This window comes from Sphingomonas paludis (genome assembly GCF_053502515.1).
On the sequence record NZ_CP187558.1, the window covers coordinates 2,802,317 to 2,824,682 of the forward strand.

General features: G+C 63.7%; 29 protein-coding genes. 2 read left to right on the forward strand and 27 right to left on the reverse strand.

Translation table 11 applies throughout. From position 1 onward, the window contains the following. Window positions 1-30: 30 nt before the first annotated feature. Genes ACPVPU_RS13520 through ACPVPU_RS13530 form a run of 3 tightly spaced genes read right to left on the reverse strand, consistent with a single transcriptional unit; the run spans window position 31 to window position 3,432 of the window. On the reverse strand, window positions 31-966 hold the full coding sequence (locus ACPVPU_RS13520) for a plasmid partitioning protein RepB C-terminal domain-containing protein (protein WP_448658481.1): 936 nt from the start codon (window positions 964-966) through the stop codon (window positions 31-33). Then, entirely contained in the window at window positions 959-1,831 is an 873-nt protein-coding gene (locus tag ACPVPU_RS13525; protein WP_448658482.1) for a plasmid partitioning protein RepB C-terminal domain-containing protein, read from the reverse strand. The genes ACPVPU_RS13520 and ACPVPU_RS13525 overlap by 8 nt, the downstream gene beginning before the upstream one ends. Window positions 1,832-1,860: 29 nt before the next feature. Then, window positions 1,861-3,432, reverse strand: coding sequence for a recombinase family protein (locus ACPVPU_RS13530; RefSeq protein ID WP_448658483.1), 1,572 nt, complete (start codon window positions 3,430-3,432; stop codon window positions 1,861-1,863). 115 nt (window positions 3,433-3,547) lie between these two features. On the opposite strand from ACPVPU_RS13530, the gene ACPVPU_RS13535 reads away from it, so the two are divergent. Together ACPVPU_RS13535 and ACPVPU_RS13540 are read left to right on the forward strand one after the other, a co-directional pair. Beyond that, the gene (locus tag ACPVPU_RS13535) at window positions 3,548-4,177 is read left to right on the forward strand and encodes a hypothetical protein (RefSeq protein WP_448658484.1); all 630 of its coding nucleotides are present in this window, start codon (window positions 3,548-3,550) and stop codon (window positions 4,175-4,177) included. A gap of 210 nt (window positions 4,178-4,387) precedes the next feature. Further along, on the forward strand, window positions 4,388-4,648 hold the full coding sequence (locus ACPVPU_RS13540; RefSeq protein ID WP_066652196.1) for a helix-turn-helix transcriptional regulator: 261 nt from the start codon (window positions 4,388-4,390) through the stop codon (window positions 4,646-4,648). Here the strand turns inward: ACPVPU_RS13540 and ACPVPU_RS13545 are convergent. The 24 genes from ACPVPU_RS13545 to rplP all read right to left on the reverse strand — a co-directional run bounded on the left by ACPVPU_RS13545 (window position 4,626) and on the right by rplP (window position 22,364). Continuing rightward, entirely contained in the window at window positions 4,626-5,882 is a 1,257-nt protein-coding gene (locus tag ACPVPU_RS13545; protein ID WP_448658485.1) for a tyrosine-type recombinase/integrase, read from the reverse strand. The two genes, ACPVPU_RS13540 and ACPVPU_RS13545, sit on opposite strands and share 23 nt — an antisense overlap. 318 nt (window positions 5,883-6,200) lie before the next feature. Continuing rightward, a complete protein-coding gene (gene guaA, locus ACPVPU_RS13550) occupies window positions 6,201-7,757 on the reverse strand; it encodes a glutamine-hydrolyzing GMP synthase (protein WP_448658486.1) in 1,557 nt (518 codons plus the stop codon). 50 nt (window positions 7,758-7,807) lie between these two features. Next, on the reverse strand, window positions 7,808-8,410 hold the full coding sequence (locus ACPVPU_RS13555; protein WP_448658488.1) for a hypothetical protein: 603 nt from the start codon (window positions 8,408-8,410) through the stop codon (window positions 7,808-7,810). Between the two features lie 219 nt (window positions 8,411-8,629). Then, window positions 8,630-10,789, reverse strand: coding sequence for a prolyl oligopeptidase family serine peptidase (locus tag ACPVPU_RS13560; RefSeq protein ID WP_448658489.1), 2,160 nt, complete (start codon window positions 10,787-10,789; stop codon window positions 8,630-8,632). A gap of 402 nt (window positions 10,790-11,191) precedes the next feature. Further along, the gene (gene rplQ / locus ACPVPU_RS13565; RefSeq protein ID WP_448658491.1) at window positions 11,192-11,614 is read right to left on the reverse strand and encodes a 50S ribosomal protein L17; all 423 of its coding nucleotides are present in this window, start codon (window positions 11,612-11,614) and stop codon (window positions 11,192-11,194) included. Window positions 11,615-11,833: 219 nt separating this feature from the next. Beyond that, window positions 11,834-12,898, reverse strand: a complete 1,065-nt coding sequence (locus tag ACPVPU_RS13570; RefSeq protein ID WP_448658492.1) for a DNA-directed RNA polymerase subunit alpha — start codon at window positions 12,896-12,898, stop codon at window positions 11,834-11,836. A gap of 105 nt (window positions 12,899-13,003) precedes the next feature. Continuing rightward, a complete protein-coding gene (gene rpsK, locus ACPVPU_RS13575) occupies window positions 13,004-13,393 on the reverse strand; it encodes a 30S ribosomal protein S11 (protein WP_114687585.1) in 390 nt (129 codons plus the stop codon). Window positions 13,394-13,450: 57 nt separating this feature from the next. Beyond that, window positions 13,451-13,819 (reverse strand): 30S ribosomal protein S13, encoded by a 369-nt coding sequence (gene rpsM, locus ACPVPU_RS13580; protein ID WP_448658493.1) that lies wholly within the window; start codon window positions 13,817-13,819, stop codon window positions 13,451-13,453. 221 nt (window positions 13,820-14,040) lie between these two features. After that, window positions 14,041-14,556, reverse strand: coding sequence for an SRPBCC family protein (locus ACPVPU_RS13585; RefSeq protein WP_448658494.1), 516 nt, complete (start codon window positions 14,554-14,556; stop codon window positions 14,041-14,043). Between the two features lie 68 nt (window positions 14,557-14,624). Next, entirely contained in the window at window positions 14,625-15,281 is a 657-nt protein-coding gene (locus tag ACPVPU_RS13590) for an adenylate kinase (RefSeq protein ID WP_448658495.1), read from the reverse strand. A 49-nt stretch (window positions 15,282-15,330) separates the two neighbouring features. Then, window positions 15,331-16,683 (reverse strand): preprotein translocase subunit SecY, encoded by a 1,353-nt coding sequence (gene secY / locus ACPVPU_RS13595; RefSeq protein WP_448658496.1) that lies wholly within the window; start codon window positions 16,681-16,683, stop codon window positions 15,331-15,333. Window positions 16,684-16,848: 165 nt separating this feature from the next. Beyond that, window positions 16,849-17,394 carry a 50S ribosomal protein L15 gene (gene rplO / locus ACPVPU_RS13600; RefSeq protein ID WP_448658497.1) on the reverse strand — a complete coding sequence of 182 codons (546 nt, stop codon included), beginning with the start codon at window positions 17,392-17,394 and terminating at the stop codon, window positions 16,849-16,851. Window positions 17,395-17,508: 114 nt separating this feature from the next. After that, complete coding sequence (rpmD, locus tag ACPVPU_RS13605; RefSeq protein WP_448658498.1) at window positions 17,509-17,688, reverse strand: 50S ribosomal protein L30; 180 nt, start codon at window positions 17,686-17,688, stop codon at window positions 17,509-17,511. Window positions 17,689-17,693: 5 nt separating this feature from the next. Then, window positions 17,694-18,407: a 30S ribosomal protein S5 gene (rpsE, locus tag ACPVPU_RS13610; protein WP_448658499.1), complete on the reverse strand. Its 714-nt coding sequence runs from the start codon at window positions 18,405-18,407 to the stop codon at window positions 17,694-17,696. Window positions 18,408-18,410: 3 nt separating this feature from the next. Then, a complete protein-coding gene (gene rplR / locus ACPVPU_RS13615) occupies window positions 18,411-18,767 on the reverse strand; it encodes a 50S ribosomal protein L18 (RefSeq protein ID WP_448658500.1) in 357 nt (118 codons plus the stop codon). Next, window positions 18,767-19,300 (reverse strand): 50S ribosomal protein L6, encoded by a 534-nt coding sequence (gene rplF, locus ACPVPU_RS13620; protein ID WP_448658501.1) that lies wholly within the window; start codon window positions 19,298-19,300, stop codon window positions 18,767-18,769. Before rplF ends, rplR begins: the two co-directional genes overlap by 1 nt. Next, the gene (gene rpsH, locus ACPVPU_RS13625) at window positions 19,300-19,695 is read right to left on the reverse strand and encodes a 30S ribosomal protein S8 (RefSeq protein WP_448658502.1); all 396 of its coding nucleotides are present in this window, start codon (window positions 19,693-19,695) and stop codon (window positions 19,300-19,302) included. The genes rplF and rpsH overlap by 1 nt, the downstream gene beginning before the upstream one ends. Window positions 19,696-19,706: 11 nt before the next feature. Continuing rightward, window positions 19,707-20,012 (reverse strand): 30S ribosomal protein S14, encoded by a 306-nt coding sequence (rpsN, locus tag ACPVPU_RS13630; protein WP_260022059.1) that lies wholly within the window; start codon window positions 20,010-20,012, stop codon window positions 19,707-19,709. A gap of 27 nt (window positions 20,013-20,039) precedes the next feature. Further along, window positions 20,040-20,621 carry a 50S ribosomal protein L5 gene (gene rplE / locus ACPVPU_RS13635; protein ID WP_448658503.1) on the reverse strand — a complete coding sequence of 194 codons (582 nt, stop codon included), beginning with the start codon at window positions 20,619-20,621 and terminating at the stop codon, window positions 20,040-20,042. Next, window positions 20,614-20,931, reverse strand: coding sequence for a 50S ribosomal protein L24 (gene rplX, locus ACPVPU_RS13640; RefSeq protein WP_448658504.1), 318 nt, complete (start codon window positions 20,929-20,931; stop codon window positions 20,614-20,616). The genes rplE and rplX overlap by 8 nt, the downstream gene beginning before the upstream one ends. Further along, window positions 20,931-21,299 (reverse strand): 50S ribosomal protein L14, encoded by a 369-nt coding sequence (gene rplN / locus ACPVPU_RS13645; protein ID WP_260022056.1) that lies wholly within the window; start codon window positions 21,297-21,299, stop codon window positions 20,931-20,933. The genes rplX and rplN overlap by 1 nt, the downstream gene beginning before the upstream one ends. Before the next feature lie 158 nt (window positions 21,300-21,457). Further along, window positions 21,458-21,712: a 30S ribosomal protein S17 gene (gene rpsQ, locus ACPVPU_RS13650; protein ID WP_448658505.1), complete on the reverse strand. Its 255-nt coding sequence runs from the start codon at window positions 21,710-21,712 to the stop codon at window positions 21,458-21,460. A gap of 11 nt (window positions 21,713-21,723) precedes the next feature. After that, complete coding sequence (gene rpmC, locus ACPVPU_RS13655) at window positions 21,724-21,927, reverse strand: 50S ribosomal protein L29 (RefSeq protein WP_260022054.1); 204 nt, start codon at window positions 21,925-21,927, stop codon at window positions 21,724-21,726. 5 nt (window positions 21,928-21,932) lie between these two features. Continuing rightward, entirely contained in the window at window positions 21,933-22,364 is a 432-nt protein-coding gene (gene rplP, locus ACPVPU_RS13660; RefSeq protein ID WP_448658506.1) for a 50S ribosomal protein L16, read from the reverse strand. Window positions 22,365-22,366 lie beyond the last annotated feature (2 nt).

The window sequence follows — 22,366 nt, forward strand, 5'->3', positions numbered from 1 at the left end:
GCGCTTTTCGGGTCCGGGTCCCCATTCTGTTCAGGCGCCCGGCGTTTCGCCGATTGGACCGAGCGTGTCGATCTCGGCGATCTTCTGAAACTCGCTGAGATAGTCCTGCTGGTAGGTGGCCAGCCAGCGAACCACTCGGTTGTTCGCGAGGAGCTTAGCGATGTATCCGCGCGCAACGGTCAGATGCAGGTTGTCGATACCGTAGGTTTCCTCGATTGATTTCACCTGAGTTTGAAGCGTCGCCAGCTCGCGCTCCATACGGGCAATCTGTTGACCCGAAGGCGTCGGCTTCCCGGCGCCCTTGCCCTTCTTGGTCGTAGCGAGCTGGTTCTCGGAGGTGGCTGCGCGCAGAGCGCGGGCAAACATGACCGTGAAATTGTTCTGACCGATCATCAGATCAGCGGCTTCAAACTGCCTGACGGCCGTCATTTGACGCAGAATGTCGAACACCTTCATCGAGCAAGGCGTGTCCTTCAGCATCTCTGCGGCCTCCGGGCTGATCCCCTCCAGAAGCCGGAAACGCCGCAGCACGGACTCGACCTGAAGGTTCAGGGCGGCGGCGATGTCGGCGGATGACACGCCCCGATCCATCGCGCGCGCGATCATCCGATGCTCCTGGATCGGGGGGATGCGGTTGACGCGCTTGTTATAGGTATAGGTGTCGTCGTCAGCGGCGAGCAGGCATTCGACCTCGGCGATGCCGAGTTCTTTCAGTGCCTCCAGCCGCAGATGGCCGTCCAGAAGGAACCAGGTTCCGGCGTTCTTTGCGTCCGCCATGACGACGGGCGCTTCGATCAGGCCGATCGCCTTGATAGAACTCAGCACCTGTGAATAGGACCGGCTCGCCCGGGCGCCATCCGGCAACGCCTTGAGCGGAACGATCGCCGCGACGGGAATCGTCAGAAAATCCCGGTCGAAGGCGAGGTGAATACGACCGTCCTCCCGGTCTTTCGGTTCATCAGCCATGATCGTCGCCCGATACGCGGGCTTTGAGCGCCCGCGGCATGGTCGCCAGCCCCTCCGCCCTCAGCAGATTGATGAAGCCATCATTGCCGAGCAGATCCTTCAGCGCCTCGACAACGAACAGCAGCCGGATCTGGGTGAAATCCGACTTTTTGACGAGGAGACGCTGCTTTTCGGCTTCGCGTTGATAGACCTGCATTAGATCGGCGGCCGTCATTCGTCGACTGCTCGTCTTCCGGCCCAAACGTCCGACGGGCAATCCGCCCTTGCGCTGACTCCGCATACGCATGTCGAGCAGGCGGCGGACGGCGGCGAGCTTCTTGCCCCTGAGTTTCCCGGTCTCATAGGCGTCGAGAAGCAGATTCTGCGCCTCTTCCGTCTCGGCCTTGGAAATCTCCATCGCCAGGGTGATCGGAATGAGTCCGGTTTCGACCGCGGCCACCAGCCGCTCCTCGCCGCGCTCGAGGAGCGAAGCGATCATGTTTACCCAGGATGCCCCGACGCCGATCTTCTCGGCGATGGTCGCATCGCTATAGCCGCGGGACCGTAGAGCACCGATTTCACGAATAAGGTCGATGGGGCGCGGCGTGCGTCGTGCGATATTCTCGACCAGGCTCATCACGAGGCATTCGCTCTCGCTGGCCTCGATCACCACGGCCGGAATCTCAGTCTGGCCCAGCATCTGGAAGGCTTCCAGCCGGCCTTCACCGCAGACCAGATCATATCGTGGGCCGCCAGCTCCATCACGGCGGCTCACCGTGATCGGCCGCTTGAGGCCGATGACCTCGATGTTGTTCACGATCTCCCGATGCTGGCGCTTGTTGCGCGCGCGTGGGTTCAGAACCGTGATCCGGGAGATGGGGATCATTTCGATCCGGTTCGGTCGAACGGCAGGCATCAGGCAGCCTCCGCAAGAGGAATGGGCGTAGCGATGTCGTAGAGAAGGTCGAGGTCGTCGAAGCGGTAGGCATCGAGCCCGAGCGCATTGTCCTCTCCCAGCCGCAGCTTTTCGGAGAGCATGTCGATGCGCGGGAACAGGTAGTAGTCGAGCGGCGCCCGATTGGCGCTGTCCATCCGCACGACGATGGTGATGTCAGGCGCGAGCGAGGTATCGAAGCGCAACTGCCAGCGCAAAAGCCCGGTCGGCGTCTCGATGCACCGGGCCACCACCACGGAAAGGCTGAACTCGCCGTTGACGATCACCCGGTCGGTCTCAAGATCCTGCCAGGCAGCGCTGCCCGTAGCCTGCAATCCGTCGAGCACCTCACGGAGAATGCCGGGATGGAGCTTACGCAGCTCGCGGTTGATTTCGACGTAGCGGTAATCGCGATCCGGCGTGAAACCCACGAGGCTGTAGGCGCGAAGTAGGCTGCCAAAGCGGGAGCTGTAGGCGCTGCTGGACTGCATCCCATCGCATTCGTCGATGACGATGCCGGATAGCAAACCCCTTTGTTGGTACAGCTTCCTCAGAGATTGCAGCATCTCCTCGTCGCTCAAACGAAAGGAGCGCGCGCCGATGATGGTCCTTGCCGCCTCGAACAGTTCGCGCTCGACGACGGCCGCGAAAGCATCCTGCGCCCTGATCCACATCTCCGGATCGTTCTGGACGCGCTTTTTCTTCAGCTTGAAGGACCGGCGATTCCATACGTTGTCGCCGACGTATTTCTCATTGATCAGAATCTGGTGGACGGTCCCCCTGGTCCAAGGGCGTCCGAGATCGGTCGGAATGCCCCGTTCATTGAGATCAGCCGCAATTCCCCGCTCGCTGTATCCCTGATGGACGAAGGCGCGGTAGATGCCGCGCACCAGATCGACTTCTTCCGCCGGGCCAAGCGTTAGGATCACCCGATCGGTCTGGATGCTCTTTTGCTCACCCCGTTCGAGGAGGCCCTTGGTGGCGCCATGCTCGTCGATCAGGGTCCGTCGCAGGCCGAATCCTGCCGGCCCACCCTGACGATAGCCCTTCTCGATCAGCCGGCCCTGACCCGCGAACACCTTGGTTGAGAGTTCACGGCTGTATTCGCCGGCCATCGCGCGCTTGACGCCTTTGACGATGGTGGAGATCGGGCTGCCATCGTTGTCGAATTGCTCGGCGCAATACTCCATGGCGATGCCGGCGCGTCGGCAGATATATTCGTAATAGGCGCTCTCGTCGGCATCCGGAAAGCGGCCCCAACGGCTGACGTCATAGACGAGCACCAATGTGAAATCAGTGCTCCCGGACTGCACGTCCTCGATGAGCTGCCTGAGCGCATCGCGCCCCTCAATCTTCAGGCCGCTCTTTCCCGCGTCCGCATAGGTCCGGACGATCTCTATCCCGCGAGCTTCGGCATATTTCTTGATCGCGTCGGATTGGTTTTCGGTCGAATATTTTTGATGGTCCGTCGACATGCGGACGTATTCGGCAGCCCGAAGAAGACGTTCAGGCTGCCCGGACCGATCGTCGTCGTGAAGTCTCCGGCTCGTCACATCACGCCCTCCTGAAATCGACTGCGGCGGTCCGGGCGACCTACCGCCGCAGCGCATGACGGGCCTCAGCCGTCACTCCGCACTGAAGCCAGTGTAACTGCGGAGAATACGGAAGATGTTGCCGAAAAAGGGCAGGAAATTACCCCTATGGACAGGCGTCCTCGGAGGGCGAGAAATCTACGCGCAGACCATCGCGGAGCTGCTGCGCAAGGAGCATGGCGACAGCCATCGCGCGATCAAGCAGCTCATGCGCCAGACCGAGGCGAGTGAGAGGACCGTCAAGCATTGGCTCTCAGGGCAACACGGGCCGGATACGGTCTATTTCCTCCGTCTCGTGGTTTCGTCACCTGTCATCAGGGCCTTCGTTCTCGGCCTGATCGAAGGACCTGCGGCAACCCCGCTGACAGATCCGGTGGATCGCATTTCGCTCGCAAGAGCCCGGGAAGCCTACGTGGCCGGCGGAGCCGCTGGCGGAAGGCCAGCAACAGGCGCGCAACATAATGACCGTGATCGTGTCCCTGAACGCGACCCTATAAATGTCCCTGATCGGGCGGAACTCAACGAGCGACAACGCTGGTTCCTGGACCGAGTCGCGGACAGCCGGTGCGGCGCCAACGAGATCGCGGCGGCTTGGACGGTGAGCCTGAAAACCGCGCGCCGGGACATCGCCTCCCTCAAGGCAGCTGACCTCATCAGCTATGTCGGATCGCGGCGGAAAGGACGGTGTCGTAGGACGCCGGGATAACAGAAGCCGCATTCGGGGACAGTCGCTGCATGATTGCCGGGGAAGAGATGCAGTCGCCGTGCTCTTCGGGCTTGTCCGATTTGCACGCCACGATACGACGCTCTGCTACGCTCGTATATTCGAGCTTCCATTCAGCATCATCTATCGCCTTCTATCCTTTTAGATAGGCGGTTGAAGGAAGTTGAAGTGAGGCAGCAAGTCGAACCCGCTATGAAGCGCACCATCCGGCGGCATCAACTCCGGGAAATGGTCCCTCTCGCAGACACCACGATCTATGACATGGAACAGCGCGGCGAATTTCCCCAGCGCTTCTATCTCACGTCCCGCTGCGTGGTCTGGGATCTGTCCGAGGTCGAAGCCTGGTTGGAAGAACGGCGCCGAGCTTCACGCGCCAAGGCGGTGAAGCGCGCGCCCATTCCGGACGTTCAGCTCCGCAAGACCCGCCCCATCAAACATCCGGCTCGGGCGTAAGCAGTTCCGTCGTCGGCGGATAGAGGGTCGGCGTGTATTTCTGGCCGGCGACCCAGGCGTCCACCAGGTTGGACCATTCCTGCATCATATGCCGGCGCTGATGCTCGTATTCCGCCTTGTTGTAGATGCCCCGTGAGGACCGCCCGTCCTCATGCGCCAGACACTTCTCAATCCAGTCGCTGTTGAAGCCCAACTCGTTCAGAAGGGTCGAGCCGGTGCGCCGGAGATCGTGAACCGTAAAGGACTTCAGCGGCAGCCCTTCCTTCTTGGCCCGCTCCACCACCGCCGTCGTGATCCGATTGAACGTCGCTCGCGACATCGGAGCGTCAGCGTCGTAGCGCGACGGCAGGACGTATTCCGAGTTACCCGCGCAGGTCTTGAGGGCGATGAAAATATCGAGCATCTGCTGGGACAGATAGACGTTATGCGCCTTCGAGCGCTTCATCCGCTCCTTCGGGATCGACCAGACGGCGTTCTCGAAATCAACCTCATCCCAAACCGCGTCCTGCAATTCGCTCTTTCGTACCATCGACAGCAGGATCAGCTTTATCCCGAGCCGAATCGTCGGCAGCGTCGCCACATGCTCAATCTGGCCGAGCATGATGCGGATCTCCGCCGGAGACAGGGATCGGTCCTTCGGCACGAAGGTCGCGATCGACGCCGGGCCAACTTCGTCAGCCGGATTAGCGACCTTCTCGCCGTGCAGGATAGCGAAGGCGAACACGAGCTTCACGATGTCCCTGACGTGGACCGCCGTTGCCGGAGCTCCACGCTCCTTCACCTTCGCGCACAGCCCGCGCAAATCCTCCGGCAGGATCTCCGGCAGCAGCCGGTTGCGAAACGCTGGAAGAATGTCGCGCTCGAAGATTGATCGACGCATGGCGCGCGTGCTGTCCGCCATTCGCGCTTCCTGAAGCCAGCGCTCACCGAACTGGCCGAAGCTCTTGGCCTCCTGGAGGCGGCGCTTCTCGCGCTGCTTCTCCTGCGCCGGCGAGCGGCCTTCCGAAATGGCCCGGCGGGCATCGACCACCTTCTCACGCGCCCGAGCCAGGGAAAGCCCAGCGGGACCGTAGCGCCCCAGCGTCAACGTCTCCCGGCGGCCGTTCAGCCGGTAGTCCAGGCGGAACACGATCGCGCCCGAGGGTTGGACCACGACATACATACCGTCACGGTCCACGATCTTGTATAGTTTATCTTTCGGTTTCAGAGCCTTAATGGCGGCGTCGGTCAACATCCACACCCTCCAGATTGGTCAAAACATGCCGGAGAGCGCCCAATTATACCGTCAGGCCATAAGTGGCCCTTCTGATCGGATATTTTGCCTGTTTTTACAGCGCGTTACGCCAAGAAATATACCGTCAGAAGCTCTCTTGGCCCTGACGGTATATGCGATTTTGGACTGAGACAAGATGCGCCATACCGTCAGCCATACCGTCATTCCGGAGGCTAACCCAGCGATAGACGCCGAAAGATTCTGCGATATTTATTTATATATTGCAGTCACTTATGTCGCATCATAGCGCATTTTTGGATACGCCCGGATGGGCAAAAATCATTCCCACTCGATCGTGCCGGGGGGCTTGCTGGTATAGTCATAGGTCACGCGATTGATGCCGCGCACTTCGTTGATGATGCGGGTGGCGACGCGGGGGAGGAAATCGCCGGGAAAGCTGAACGCCTCTGCCGTCATCCCGTCGGTCGAGGTGACGGCGCGCAGGGCGAGCACATTGTCATAGGTGCGGCCGTCGCCCATCACGCCGACGCTGCGCACCGGCAGCAGCACGGCGAACGCCTGCCAGATGGCGTCATACAGACCGGCATTCCGGATTTCCTCCAGATAGATCGCATCCGCTTTGCGCAGGATATCGCAGCGCTCCTTGGTCACCTCGCCAGGAATGCGGATGGCCAAGCCGGGACCGGGGAAAGGATGCCGTCCGACGAAGATATCGGGCAGGCCAAGCTCGCGGCCGAGCGCCCGCACCTCGTCCTTGAACAGTTCGCGCAACGGCTCGACCAGCTGCATGTTCATCCGCTCGGGCAGGCCACCGACATTGTGGTGGCTCTTGATCGTTACCGACGGCCCGCCGGTGAAGCTGACGCTTTCGATCACGTCGGGATAGAGCGTGCCCTGGGCCAGGAAATCCGCGCCGCCGACCTTGCGCGCCTCATCCTCGAACACGTCGATGAAGGTCTTGCCGATGAACTTGCGCTTGGCTTCCGGGTCGGTGACCCCGGCCAGACCGGACAGGAACAGCGTCTCCGCGTTCACATGGACCAGCGGGATGTTGTACGCCCCCCGGAACAGCGAAACGACCTGATCCGCCTCACCTGCCCGCATCAGGCCGTGGTCGACGAATACACAGGTCAGCTGTTCGCCGATCGCTTCGTGGATCAGCACCGCCGCGACCGCCGAATCGACCCCGCCCGACAGGCCGCAGATCACCCGGCCCTTGCCCACCTGCGCCCGGATTTCGGCGATCTTGGTCGCGCGGAACTCCGCCATCGACCAGTCGCCGGAACATCCGCAGACATGGCGGACGAAATTGGCGAGCAGCTTCGCGCCATCGGGGGTGTGCACCACCTCCGGGTGGAACTGCATCGCATAATAGCGGCGATCGTCATTGGCGATGACGGCAAAGGGGGCGCCGGGCGAGGTGGCGACGACGCGAAAACCATCGGCCAGTGCCGTCACCTTGTCGCCGTGACTCATCCAGACCTGATGCGTTTCGCCGGTCGTCCACAGACCGTCGAACAGCGCGCAGCCATCCTGGATTTCGATGAACGCGCGGCCGAATTCGCCGCTGTCGCCCAGCATCACCGTGCCGCCCAGCTGATGCATCATCGTCTGCTGGCCATAGCAGATGCCCAGCACCGGTACGCCGCTGTCGAAAATCGCCTGGGGCGCGCGCGGGCTGCCATCCTCCAGCACCGACGCGGGCGATCCGGACAGGATGACGCCGGCGGGCTGCATCCGTTCGAACGCCTCGGCGGCGCTGGTGAAGGGGGCGATTTCGGAATAGACCCCGGCTTCGCGCACGCGGCGGGCGATCAGCTGGGTGACCTGGCTGCCGAAATCGACGATGAGGATGGTCTGGCTGGGCTGGCTCATGGCGGGGCGATAATCACCCCGTTCCAACCTGTCCAGCCAGAGCGCCTAGTTCAAATTCCGTCGATCCGCACATTGGGCTGGCCATCGCCCGGCATCATGCAGCGGAAGCGATAGCTGCGGGTCGAACCGCCCTGATACCCGTCGCGCAGACCGAGCGTTCCGGCGACATACCAGCCGCCGCGATTGTCGGGATCGACGGCATCGATCGACTGGACCTGCGCCACCCGGGCAAAGCCGCGCCCTTCCGCTTCGGCAGCGGTTGCGCAAGCGTCGGTCGCGGCATCGGCATCCCCGCCGGCAAAGCCGCCGGGCGTCCGGTCGCCATAGGGACCCTGCGGCACATCGGCATAGCCATCATCGGCATAGCCGCCCTCGTCCGAATAGTCGCGATTGTCGTAGTCGGGACGCGGCGGGGGCGGCGGGGCGTCGCGATAGACCGGCTGCGGTTGGCGCGGCCGGGAAATGGCTGAGGCAACCGCAATGGCACCACCCGCCAGCAGCGCGCCCAGCAGGACGTCGCCGCCATCGATCCGGTCGCCGCGATGCCGGTCGTGACCCCAGCCGCCGCGACCGCGCCAGTCGCGTGCCTCGGCCGGGGCAGCCATGCTGGCCACCGCCAGCGCCGCCGCCATCCCGCCGCCAAACCGCATCATGCCGCTCGCCATTTCCGTCTTCCCTCTTCCCGCCCATCCAGGATGGGCCGCGCTTGTTCTGACGCCGGAATGGACGAGTCGTGCTGTCCGAAGGCTGAATGGCCAGCGTATCATGGCCGTTCGTGCCGAGCCTGTCGAAGCACCGCCTTCTTCAGTGCGCGCACTGCACCGGAAGAACAGGGCAATGCTTCGACAAGCTCAGCATGAGCGGGTTGGGGCTTAGCGGGATTTTACCTCCAGCCCGGTCCATTTTGCGGCAAAGGCCCAGAGGTCGGCATATTCCTCGATCACCTTGTCCGTCGGCTTGCCCGACCCGTGTCCGGCGCGGGTTTCGATGCGGATCAGGTGCGGCTTGTCGCCAATGTCCGCCGCCTGGATCGCGGCGGCATATTTGAAGCTGTGGCCCGGCACCACGCGGTCGTCGGTGTCGGCGGTGGTCACCAGGATCGCCGGATAGTCCTTGCCGGCGGCGATGTTGTGATAGGGCGAATAGGCGCGCAGCACTTTCCAGTCCGCTTCCTTCGATGGGTAGCCGTAATCATCCACCCAGTAGCGCCCGGCGGTGAACCGGTCGAAACGCAGCATGTCCATCACGCCCACGGCGGGCAGCGCCGCGGCGAACAGGTCCGGCCGCTGATTGGTGACGGCACCGACCAGCAGGCCGCCATTCGATCCGCCCTGGATGACCAGCCCGTCCTTGCCGGTGATCCCTTCCGCCTTCAGATATTCGCCGGCCGCGATGAAGTCGTCGAAGACATTCTGCTTGTTGGCCAGGCGTCCGCCGTCATGCCAGGCCTTCCCATATTCGCTGCCGCCGCGGATGTTGGCGACCGCCAGCACCCCGCCCTGTTCCAGCCAGGCGATGCGCGCCGAGGAGAAGCTGGGCAGCACCGGAACGTTGAACCCGCCATAAGCATAAAGCAGCGTCGGCGCTGGGCCGGTCACGTCCTTTTTGCGGACGACGAACATCGGCACCCTGGTCCCGTCCTTCGACGCATAGAAACGCTGTTCGACGGCATATTGCGCGGGGTCGAAATCGACCTTTGGCTGTGCCCAGGGCGTCGCCTTGCCGCTGGCGACATCGTAGCGGAAGATGGTGGTGGGATAGTTGAAGCTGGTGAAGGCGAAGAAGGTCTCGCCATCCTTCGAATCGCCGCCAAAGCCCGATGCGGTGCCGATGCCGGGCAGCGCGACGGTACCGTCCGCCGTGCCGTCCAGCGCATAGCGGCGGACCTCTGTCTTGGCATCGACCAGATAGCTGAGCATCAACCGCCCGCCGACGATGCTCGCCCCGCCCAGCGTCGCTTCCTGCTGACCCACGATCTCGCGGGGGGTCAGGTCCGCAGAGGCGATGTCGATCGCCATGATCCGGCCCCGCGGCGCGCCGAAATCGGTGGAGAAGTAAAAGGTCGTGCCGACATTGCCGATCGCCGACCAGTCGTTCTTGAGCTCAGCGATGATCGGCTTTGCCGTCCAGTCGCCGCTTTCCAGATCGACGATGTGCACCTTGTTCCGATTATCGGTGCCTTCGGTCGTGCTGATGACCAGATAGCGGCCATCGTCGGTCATGCCCGAATAATGGCTGAGCTTCGGCGCATCCGGCGTCGAATAGACCAGCCGGTCGGCGCCTTGCGGCGTGCCGAGCTTGTGGAAATAGATTTTGTGGTTCTCGTTCAGCGCCTGGAACTGGGCGTCGGCGGGCGGTTCGGGATAGCGGGAATAGAAAAAGCCGCTGCCATCCTTTGCCCAGGAAGCACCCATGGTGAACTTGGCCCATTTCACCTCGTCATCCAGCACCTTGCCGGTGGCGACGTCGAGCACCTTGATCGTCCGCCAGTCGCTGCCCCCGTCCTGGATGGAATAGGCGAGCCTCTTGCCATCCTCCGACGGCAGCCATTCGGCCAGCGCGGTTGCGCCGTCCGCCGACCAGCCATTGGGATCGATCAGCACCCGGCCTTCCCCGTCCAGGCTGTCGCGGACATAGAGGACCGCCTGGTTCTGAAGCCCCGAGTTGCGGGAATAGAAATAGCGACCACCCTTCTTGTCCGGCAGGCCGAACCGCTCATAATCGAACAACGCCTTCAACCGGCCGGCAAAGACGTCGCGGCCGGGCAGCGTGTCCAGATAGGCGTCGGTCACCTTGTTCTGCGCCTCGACCCAGGCGGCGACGTCCTTGTCGGTGCGGACATCGTTTTCCAGCCAGCGATAGGGGTCGGCGACCTTTTGCCCGAACGCATCCTCGACCAGATCGACCTTGCGGGTTTCGGGATAGGCGATGGGGGCAGTCATGGCAGGCGTTGCTTCCTTGTGGTGATCGGCCGCGACGGCCAGCGGGCTGGCGAACAGGAGCGGCAGGGCGAGGATCGTAGAACGACGCATGGGGATCTCCGGTTTCGGGATGGCGTCACCCTATTGGCAGACGCCGGACCGTCAAGCGGGCGAGCATTGACAGTTTTGACGAAATGGATGGGGTTTTGCGCGCGGTGACAACCACGCGATGATCGAGATGCAGCCATGCCGGCGCCTCGTCCGGCTTTTGAACCTGCGATGCTCTGAACGCGAAGGGCATTGGATGGGCCATGACCAGCTTAGATCACGGCAACGCCTACATTGGAAGCGTGTGCTCCTGCGAAGGCAGGAGCCCAGGGTTTCAAGGGATACAGCTCTGCCGCTCTGGGCTTCCGCTTTCGCGGGAGCACTGCCCCACCCTCCTGCCATTGAACGAGAAAAGGGCGGCCGCATCGCTGCGACCGCCCCCTTTCATCGTGGCTGAAGTGCCGATCAGGCGGCTTCGTCCAGCCCCTCGTCGGTCATCACCGGGCCGCTATCCTGGCCCTTGGCATCGACGTCGCGGTCGACGAATTCGATGATCGCCATCGGGCTGGCGTCCGACGCGCGGATGCCCGCCTTGATGATGCGGGTATAGCCGCCGGCGCGGTCGGCGTAACGGGCCGCCAGCACGTCGAACAGCTTCACCAGCTGGGCATCGTCCAGCAGCCGGGCATGGGCCAGACGGCGATTGGACAGGCCGCCACGCTTGGCCAGCGTGACCAGACGCTCGACATAGGGGCGAAGCTCCTTTGCCTTGGCGGTGGTGGTGGTGATCTGTTCGTGCTTGATCAGCGCAGCCGCCATGTTGCGGAACAGGGCGGCGCGATGGGCCGAGGTACGCTGCAGCTTACGGCCGCCGACGCGATGACGCATGGTAATTCCTTCCTTCGTTCGTCAGGGGGCCGTTTGACGGAACCCCAAGCCTGGTGGGACGGCGGGCCACCGGTTGATGCCGTCGCTCCGGCTGAAAGCCGAAGCCCTTGTTCGTTGTCAGGCCCGGCGTGGCGAAGCCACGCCGTCAGACGGAGCCTTGCGGCTCCGCTGGCCGGGCTGATCGCTGCAGCGGCAGATAGCGGAACTATCTGCCTGCGATCAGCCGAGGATCTCCTGTTCCAGCTTCTTGGCCATTTCCTCGATATTCTCGGGCGGCCAGCCGGGGATTTCCATGCCGAGACGCAGGCCCATGCTGGACAGCACTTCCTTGATCTCGTTGAGCGACTTGCGGCCGAAATTCGGCGTGCGCAGCATCTCCGCCTCGGTCTTCTGAACCAGATCGCCGATATAGATGATGTTGTCGTTCTTCAGGCAGTTGGCGCTGCGAACCGACAGTTCCAGCTCGTCCACCTTCTTGAGCAGATAGCGGTTGATCGTCGCGGTGTCGCCGGCCGCTTCGGGCGCGGCGGCGGCGACGCCGGCCACCGGTGCGGCGGCGCGGGTCATCGACGAGTCGTCGAAATGGACGAACAGCGCCAGCTGGTCCTGAAGGATGCGCGCGGCATAGGCCAGCGCATCTTCGGGCGTGATGGTGCCGTCGGTTTCGATGCTGAGCGTCAGCTTGTCATAGTCCAGTTCCTGGCCGACGCGGGTGTTCTCCACCTTGTAGCTGACCTGGCGAACGGGCGAATACAGCGCATCGACCGGGATCAGGCCGATGGGCGCATCGGCCGGACGGTTGGCGGTGGCGGGGACATAACCCTTGCCGGTATCCGCGGTCAGTTCCATGTTCAGCGTGGCGCCGTCGTCCAGATGGCACAGCACCAGATCGGGGTTCATCACCTCGATATCGCCGGTCACGGCGATGTCGCCGGCCTTCACTTCGGCCGGGCCGGTGGCCGACAGCTGCAACCGCTTCGGGCCTTCGCCCTGCATGCGGAGCGCAATCTGCTTCACGTTCAGGACGATGTCGGTGACATCCTCCCGCACGCCGGCCAGCGACGAAAACTCATGCAGCACGTTTTCGATCTTGATCGAGGTGACGGCCGCGCCCTGCAGCGAGGACAGGAGCACGCGGCGCAGCGCATTGCCCAGCGTCAAGCCGAATCCGCGCTCCAGCGGCTCGGCAACGAACGTGGACTTGCGCTTGGGATCGCCAGCAGCCTTTTTCTCGAGGCCGTTGGGCTTTTTCAGTTCCTGCCAGTTCTTAGCGTTGACAGACACGGGCTTCCCCTAGGTTGGGCGGGATTGGGCGGCTCCCGCCAATAATCCGAAACGGACCGGCCGCGCGGGGCATCCGCGCCGACCGATCCGACGGCAATCACGCAATCAGACGCGGCGGCGCTTGGACGGACGAACGCCGTTGTGCGGGATCGAGGTCACGTCGCGGATCGACGTGATCTGGAAACCCACCGCCTGCAGCGCGCGCAGCGCCGATTCACGGCCCGAACCCGGGCCCTTCACTTCGACTTCCAGCGTGCGCACGCCGTGTTCGGCGGCCTTCTTGCCGGCGTCTTCCGCCGCGACCTGCGCGGCATAGGGCGTCGACTTGCGGCTGCCCTTGAACCCCATCATGCCGGCGGACGACCAGCTGATCGCATTGCCCTGGGCATCGGTGATGGTGATCATCGTGTTGTTGAAGCTGGCGTTCACATGCGCGACGCCAGAGGTGATGTTCTTGCGCTCGCGGCGGCGAATGCGCTGTGGTTCACGTGCCATGAAATGATCCTGACCTTGTCTGCAATCGGGGAGCCACCGACCAGCGGTGGCTCAACCTCACTTCTTCTTGCCGGCGATCGGCTTGGCCTTGCCCTTGCGGGTGCGCGCATTGGTGTGCGTGCGCTGGCCGCGAACCGGCAGACCCTTGCGATGCCGCAGCCCGCGATAGCAGGCCAGGTCCATCAGGCGCTTGATGTTCATCGCGGTTTCGCGGCGAAGATCGCCCTCGACCGTATGATCGGCGTCGATGGATTCGCGGATCTGCAGCACTTCCTGATCCGACAGGTCCTGGACGCGACGCTCGGCAGCGATGCCCAGCTTGTCCGTGATCTGACGGGCCTTTGCCGGGCCGATTCCGTGAATATATTGCAGCGCGATCACTACGCGCTTGTTGGTCGGGATATTAACACCCGCGATACGTGCCATGAATTTGTTTCTCCCAGCTCCACAGGGCATCGCATGGCGATACGGATGCCCTATCTCTCAGCATTGCATCCCGGAACGCACGACAGCGACGGGCACGCGATAAACGCGCCGTCGGCACCGCCGTCGAACCGGGAATGCGCTCCACTAGAGGGGTGCGGTTCGGCTGTCAAGCGAACCACGGCCTGTCAAGACGGATATTCCGGTCCGATCCCGACGAGTCATCACCCTGTCTCGACGGCCTTTTTCAGCCGGAGTGCCTGTTCGCCGATCACCCCATCGACAATCGGCGCCAACGTCGCCACCGGAACCCCGGCATCGCCATTGACCGCATAGCGCATCGTCAATTGAGTCGCACCATCATCAGCCGGTGCCAGTTCGATGGTCAGCGCGCCCGAAGCGCCGCTCGCCTGAAGCGGACCAAGCGCGCCCGACAATCGCAGCAACCGGCCGCGATCCAGATAGACGATTCGTGCATGTTCAACGCCGCCGCCGGGCAGCCGTTCGCAGAAGCAACCGCCGGGGCGCATTTCCATCGAGAAATTGGCAGCGTCGCCCGACCAGCTGTGCTGGCCGGACCACCAGCGCGCGGGCTGTCCGATCATCGCCCAGACCCGGTCGGCATCCGCAGCGACGGTCATCCTGTGCTCGACGGTGAAGTGAGTGTCGCCGCGGCGGACCACTTCGGCAGCGGTGGGCGAAGCGGCACACAAGGCCGCCACCAGCACAATCCGGTTCATGCCATCCCCTCCCCGCGCCCGGACGATGCGCCCTCTGGCATCGCTCCGTCAACGGCGAGGGAACGAGATCAGGCGGGCTGACGGTCGAGGATGGCCTCGATCGCTTCGGTAACCTGTCCGATCGGCGCCATGCCGTCGACCCGGTCGACGATGCCGCGCGCTTCATAGATGGGCAGGATCGGTGCGGTCTTGGCGCGATATTCGGCCATGCGGGTCCGCACCGTTTCCTCGTTGTCGTCCGCACGGCGCTTGAATTCCGTGCCGCCGCACGCGTCGCACACGCCGTCGGTGCTCGGGCGATGGAACTGATCGTGATAGCCCGCACCGCAGCTGGCGCAGGTAAAACGGCCGACAATCCGCTCGACCAGCGCGTCCTCGTCCACCACCAGTTCGATCACCCGGTCAAGGGCGCGGCCACGGTCGGACAGCAATGTGTCGAGCGATGCGGCCTGCGGCGCGGTGCGGGGATAACCGTCGAAGATGACGCCCTGCCCCGCCGACAGCGCGTCCAGCGCCTCGCCGATGATGCCCGACACGATCTCGTCGGACACGAGCGCGCCGGCCTCCATCACTGCCTTTGCCTTCAGGCCCGTCGGCGTGCCGGCCTTTACCGCCGCGCGCAGCATGTCGCCGGTCGACAGCTGTACCATGCCGCGTTCGGCAACCAGGCGAGCCGCCTGGGTGCCCTTGCCCGCGCCCGGCGGCCCCAGCAGGATGATGTTCACGCCTTGCAATCCCCTCTTGATGCCACCCGTCACCGACCGGTCATGCCGATCAGCGCAGGCGGCCCCCTTTCAGCTTCGCCTTCTTGATCAGGTCGCCATACTGGTGGGCCAGCAGGTGCGACTGGATCTGCGTCACCGTGTCCATGGTTACGTTGACCACGATCAGAAGGCTAGTCCCGCCCAGATAGAAGGGGATGCCCAGGCTGGCGATCAGATATTCCGGCACCAGACAGATGAAGGTCAGATAGGCCGCCCCGATCACGGTGATGCGGGTGAGCACGTAATCAAAATAATTCTCGGTATTCTTGCCCGGACGGATGCCGGGGATGAACCCGCCATAGCGCTTCAGATTCTCCGCCGTCTCCTCCGGATTGAACACGATCGCGGTGTAGAAGAAGCAGAAGAAGATGATGCCCAGGCCATAGAGCGCCATGTACACCGGGCTGCCATGCGTCAGATACTGGTTCAGCGTGACGATGGCGTTGCCGTACCAGGTGTCGCTGGTCGCGGAGGCGCCGGCGAACTGGCTGACCGTCAGCGGCATCAGCAGCAGCGACGAGGCGAAGATCGGCGGAATGACGCCCGCGGTATTGATCTTCAGCGGCAGATGGCTGCGCTCCGCCTGCATCCCCCGGCCCTGCGCCTGCTGACGCTTGGGATACTGGATCAGGATGCGGCGCTGGGCACGCTCCATGAAGCAGATGATGAGCACCAGCCCGGCAACCGCCGCGATGGTGGCGACGATGACCAAAGGCGAGGTGGAGCCGGTGCGGCCCCCTTCGAACAGCTGGGCCAGGGTCACCGGCAGGTTGGCGACGATGCCCGCCATGATGATCAGCGAAATGCCGTTGCCGATGCCCCGGCTGGTGATCTGTTCGCCCAGCCACATCAGGAACATGGTGCCGCCGACCAGGCTGATGACCGCGCCGATGCGGAACAGCATCCCCGGCTCGACCACCGCGCCGCCCGCTTCAAGCCCCGTGGCGATGAACCAGCCCTGCACCATGGTCAGGCCGACGGTGCCATAGCGGGTGTACTGGTTCAGCTTCTTGCGGCCGCTCTCCCCTTCCTTCTTCAGGGCGGCGAGCTGCGGCGCCAGCGAGCTGGCGAGCTGAACCACGATCGAGGCGGTGATATAGGGCATGACGCCCAGCGCGATCAGGCTGGCCCGTTCAAGCGCACCGCCTGAGAAATTGTTGAAAAACTCGAGCACACCGCCCGATGCACGATCGGCCAGGCCCTGCAGCCCCACGGGATCGATGCCCGGCAGCGGCACATAGCTGAGCAGCCGGAACACGATCAGCGCACCGATGGTGAACCAGAGGCGCTTTTTCAGGTCGGTCGCCTGCGAAAACTTCGACAGGCTCAGATTGGTGGCCAGTTGATCGGCTGCGGATGCCATATGAATGTTCGTCCCGGAAACACGTGCGGCGGATATCCTGCCGCCCTCCCGCCGTCCATATAGGTGCTGGCACGGGGATGTCTAACGGGGAAGCACCGGGCGCTGGCAGGCCCGCCCCCCGACGTGGAGAGCGGGGGAACCCGAAAGTCCCCCCGCCCCTGTCAATCAGCCCTTCTTCTTCTCGGCCTTCGCGGCCAGGCGCGCCTCGCGGGTCTTGCCCTTCTTGGCAGCGGCCTTTTCGTTCGCGGGCACGACTTCGATCACCTGGACCGAGCCGCCGGCCTTTTCGACCGCCTCGACCGCCGACTTGGACGCACCGGCCACGACGAAGCTCAGCTTCGCGGTCAGTTCGCCCTTGCCCAGCAGGCGCACGCCGTCCTTGCCGCCACGGGCCAGGCTGGCCGCCTTCAGCGCGGCATGATCGATGGTGGCACCGGCTTCCAGCTTGCCCGCGTCGACCGCCTTCTGGATCGCGCCCAGGTTCACCTCGGCATAATCCTTGGCGAAGATGTTGTTGAAGCCGCGCTTCGGGATCCGCATGTGCAGCGGCATCTGGCCGCCCTCGAAGCCCTTGATGGACACGCCTTCGCGGCTCTTCTGGCCCTTCTGGCCACGTCCGGCGGTCTTGCCCTTGCCGGAACCGATGCCGCGGCCGACCCGCATCTTGCGGTGACGGGCGCCTTCGTTGTCGCGGATGTCGTTCAGTTTCATGTGGTGCACTCGCTTTCGCTTTTGTCGCGCTTCGGAAAAATGGAAGGGGGGCCATTAGCCCCCCGTCCGGTATTTGTCACCCCGCTAAAGCGGGGCGGGACGGTGTTCGGGGCCTCAGCCCTCCAGCACCTTCACCATGTGCGGCAGCTTGGCGATCATGCCCCGAACCTCGGGGCTGTCCTCCAGCTCGCTGACCCGGTGCATTTTGTTGAGGCCCAGGCCGATCAGCGTCGCGCGCTGATCCTTGGTGCGGCGGATCGGCGAGCCGATCTGCTGAACTTTGATCTTCGCCATGTCGATTACTCCACGACCGCTGCGGCGTCGGCTTCTGCCTCGGCCTTGTCCGCGCCGCCACGGCCCAGCAGGTCGGCAATCTTCTTGCCGCGACGCTGCGCCACCGACTTGGGGCTGGTCTGTTCGACCAGCGCCTCGAAGGTCGCACGGATCATGTTATAAGGGTTGGACGTGCCGATCGACTTGGTCACGACGTCCGCGACGCCCAGCGCCTCGAACACCGCACGCATCGGGCCGCCCGCGATGATGCCGGTACCGGCTGGGGCCGAACGGACATAGACGCAGCCAGCGCCGAAGTGACCCGCACCGTCATGATGCAGCGTCCGGCCTTCCTTCAGTGGAACGCGGACCATCTTCTTCTTGGCAGCCGCCGTCGCCTTGGAAATGGCTTCCGGCACTTCGCGCGCCTTGCCATGACCGAAGCCGACCCGGCCCTTGCCGTCGCCCACCACGACCAGCGCGGCGAAACCGAAGCGCTTGCCGCCCTTCACCGTCTTGGACACGCGGTTGATGTGGACCAGCTTTTCGATCAGCTCTTCGCCACCCTCTTCCGCGCCGCCGCGACGATCGTCGCGCCGTCCGCGATTGCCGTCACGGCCACCCCGGCCGCGATTGTCGCCGCCCGGGCCGCCACGACCGCGACCACCGCGTCCGCCACGGGGGGGAGCGCCGGCGGCATCGCCTTCGGGCTGAGCGCCCTGAATGATTTCGTCAGCCATGCCTTAGAACTCCAATCCGCCTTCGCGCGCGGCTTCCGCCAGCGCCTTGACCCGACCGTGGAACAGGAAGCCGCCACGATCGAACACCACCTGGGTAACCCCGGCGGCCTTCGCCGCCTCGGCCAGGCGCTTGCCGACTTCGGCAGCGGCCGAGGTGTTGGCGCCCGACTGGCCCCGCACGTCCTTTTCCAGGGTGGACGCCGACGCCAGGGTACGACCCTGCGCATCGTCGATCACCTGGGCATAGATGTGCTTGCCGGAACGATGCACCGACAGACGCGGACGACCACCGGCCCGCGCACGAAGCGCGGTGCGGTTGCGGCGACGCCGCTTCTCGAACAGAGAAAGACCCTTGGTCATTACTTCTTCTTCCCTTCCTTGCGGAAGATGAACTCGCCGTCATACTTGATGCCCTTGCCCTTATAGGGCTCCGGCTTGCGCCAACGACGGATTTCCGCGGCCACCTGACCGACCTTCTGCTTGTCGATGCCCGAGATTTCGACCGTGGTCTGATCCGGGGTCTTGATTTCGATCCCTTCCGGAATGTCGAAATTCACATCGTGCGAATAGCCGAGCTGCAGCTTCAGCACCTTGCCCTGCGACGCGGCGCGATAACCGACGCCGGTGATCAGCAGCTTCTTGGTGAAGCCCTCGGTCACGCCGGTGACCAGGTTCTGCACCAGGGTGCGCTGCATGCCCCAGAAGGCGCGGGCCTGCTTGGTGCCATTGCCCGGCTGGACGACGATGCCGCCATCCTCGAGCGTGTAGCTGATCTCGTCGCGCAGCGGCAGGGTCAGGGTACCCTTCGGCCCCTTCACCGACAGGGTGCGCCCGTCGATGCTGGCGGTGACGTTCGCCGGCACGGTGACCGGCTTCTTGCCAATGCGGCTCATCAGAATACCTCCGCCAGCACTTCGCCGCCGACATTCTGTTCGCGCGCTTCGGCGTCGGACAGAACGCCGCGAGGCGTCGAGACGATGGTGATGCCAAGGCCGTTGCGGACGCGCGGCAGTTCCTGCGAACCGGAATAGACACGGCGGCCGGGCTTCGACACGCGAGCGACGTGCTTGATCGCCGGCTGGCCCTCGAAATACTTCAGCTCGATGCGGATGCCCGCAGCCGGGCCCATCTGCTCTTCGCTGTAGCCGCGAATATAGCCTTCGCGCTGCAGCACGTCGAGCACACGGACACGCAGCTTCGACGCCGGCGTCAGGACGCTGTCCTTGCGCGCGCGCTGGCCGTTGCGGATGCGGGTGAGCATATCACCCAGGGGATCGGTCAATGCCATACCAGTGATCCTTACCAGCTCGACTTGGTGACGCCGGGAATCATGCCCTTATTGGCCAATTCACGCAGCATGACGCGGGCGAGACGGAACTTGCGATAATAGCCGCGCGGACGACCCGTCAGTTCGCAGCGGTTGCGGATGCGGGTCGGATTCCCGTTGCGGGGAATCTCGGCCATCTTGAGCCGCGCGATCAGACGCTCGGTTTCATCCAGCGACTGGTCATTCGCCGTCGCCTTCAGCTTCGCATACTTGCCGGCGTACTTCTTCACCAGCTGCTTGCGACGCTCGTTCTTGTTGATCGAACTCAGTTTCGCCATGGACTTAAGCTCTCTTTCCTTAAAGTCTTACGCGGCCTGCTTCTCTTCACCGGTCATGCCGATGAAGGGGAAGCCGAACAGACGGAGCAGCTCGCGAGCTTCCTCATCCGTCTTTGCGGTGGTGGTCACGATCACGTCCATGCCGCGAACCTTGTCGATCCGGTCATAGTTGATCTCGGGGAACACGAGCTGTTCCTTGATGCCGCAGGCATAGTTGCCGCGGCCGTCGAACGACTTCGGGTTCAGCCCGCGAAAGTCGCGGACGCGGGGCAGCGCGATCGTCACGAAACGGTCGAGAAACTCGTACATCCGTTCACGACGCAGCGTCACCTTGCAACCGATCGCCATGCCTTCGCGCAGCTTGAACTGGGCGATGGACTTCTTGGCCTTGGTCACGACCGGCTTCTGACCGGCGATCAGCTCCATTTCCTGAGCGGCCTGTTCGACGCGCTTCTTGTCCTGGGTCGCTTCGCCGACGCCCATGTTCAGCACGATCTTGTCGATCCGCGGAACTTCGAGCGCGTTCTTGTAGCCGAACTTGTCGGTCATCGCCTTGACGATCTGCTCGTCATACAGCTTGCGCAGGCGGGGGGTGTATTTGTCAGCCATTGATCACGTCTCCGGTCTTGACGGCCACGCGTACCTTCTTGCCGTCGCGCTCCTCGAAGCGGACGCGGGTCGGCTTGCCGTCGGCGGTCACGTGCGCAACCTTGGACACGTGGAGCGGGGCTTCGGCGCGGTCCAGGCCACCCTGCGGGTTCGCTTGGGTCGGCTTGCGGTGACGAACGGCGATGTTGACGCCGGACACGACGACCTTGCCGTCCTTCGGCATCGACTTCACGACTTCGCCGGTCTTGCCCTTGTCCTTGCCGGACAGGACGATGACCTGGTCACCCTTCTTGATGCGAGCGGCAGCCATCACAGCACCTCCGGCGCGAGCGAAATGATCTTCATGAAGCCGCGCGAACGCAGCTCGCGGACGACCGGGCCAAAGATACGGGTGCCGATCGGCTCCTCGTTCTTGTTGATCAGCACGGCGGCGTTGCCGTCGAAACGGATCACCGAGCCATCGGCGCGGCGCACGTCCTTGGCGGTGCGCACGATCACCGCACGGTGAACGTCACCCTTCTTCACCTTGCCACGGGGCTGTGCTTCCTTGATGCTGACGACGATGATGTCGCCCACGGAGGCGAAGCGACGCTTCGATCCGCCCAGCACCTTGATGCACTGCACCCGCTTCGCGCCGCTGTTGTCAGCGACGTCGAGATTCGACTGCATCTGGATCATCGATCCGGTTCCTTCTTACCAATGGGCAGGATACCGACCCTGCCCCGCCTTAAATCCAAAACCCTCACCCTTCCCACCGCTTCGCGGCGGGCCCCTTCCATCTCCCGCGAGCGCGAGGGAGCGGCGTCAGCCGCGGAAGGGTGAGGGTCTGCTTCCCACTACGCGGCCGGCGTGTCGGCGCCGACGCGCCCCACGACCTTCCACGTCTTGAGCCGCGAAATCGGGGCGGTCTCTTCGATCCGCACGGTTTCGCCCTCGCGATACTCGTTGCCCTCGTCATGGGCATGATACTTCTTCGAACGACGGATGATCTTGCCGTAGAGCGGGTGCTTCACCTTGCGCTCCACCAGCACGACCACGGTCTTGTCGCCCTTGTCGGAAACCACGTTCCCGGTCAGCACGCGCTTCGGCATGGTTCTTCCTCTTACTTCGCAGCCGAGCGCGAACGCTCGTTCTGAATGGTCTTGATACGGGCGATGTCGCGGCGCACTTCGCGGACGCGGCTCGCCTTTTCAAGCTGCGCAGTTGCGGCCTGGAAGCGCAGGTTGAATGCCTCGCGCTTCAGCTGGCCCAGCGTCTCGACCAGCTGGTCGTCGCTCTGCGCACGGATATCTGCAGGCTTGGTCATTGTCCTCAACCCTCCAGGTGCGACGTGTCGCCCAGACGCGCCACGACCTTGACCTTGATCGGCAGCTTCATCGCCGCACGCTCGAATGCTTCCGCCGCCAGCGGGCCGGCAACGCCGTCCAGCTCGAACAGGATGCGGCCCGGCTTGACGCGGGCGACCCAGAATTCCGGCGAACCCTTGCCCGAGCCCATGCGGACTTCGGCGGGCTTGGACGATACCGGCACGTCCGGGAAAATGCGGATCCAGAGGCGACCCTGGCGCTTGATGTGGCGGGTGATCGCGCGGCGGGCCGCTTCGATCTGACGGGCGGTGATCCGCTCCGGCTCCATCGCCTTCAGGCCATAGGAACCGAAGTTCAGCGTCGTGCCACCCTTGGCATCGCCGTGAATCCGGCCCTTGAAGGCCTTGCGGAACTTGGTGCGCTTTGGCTGCAACATTG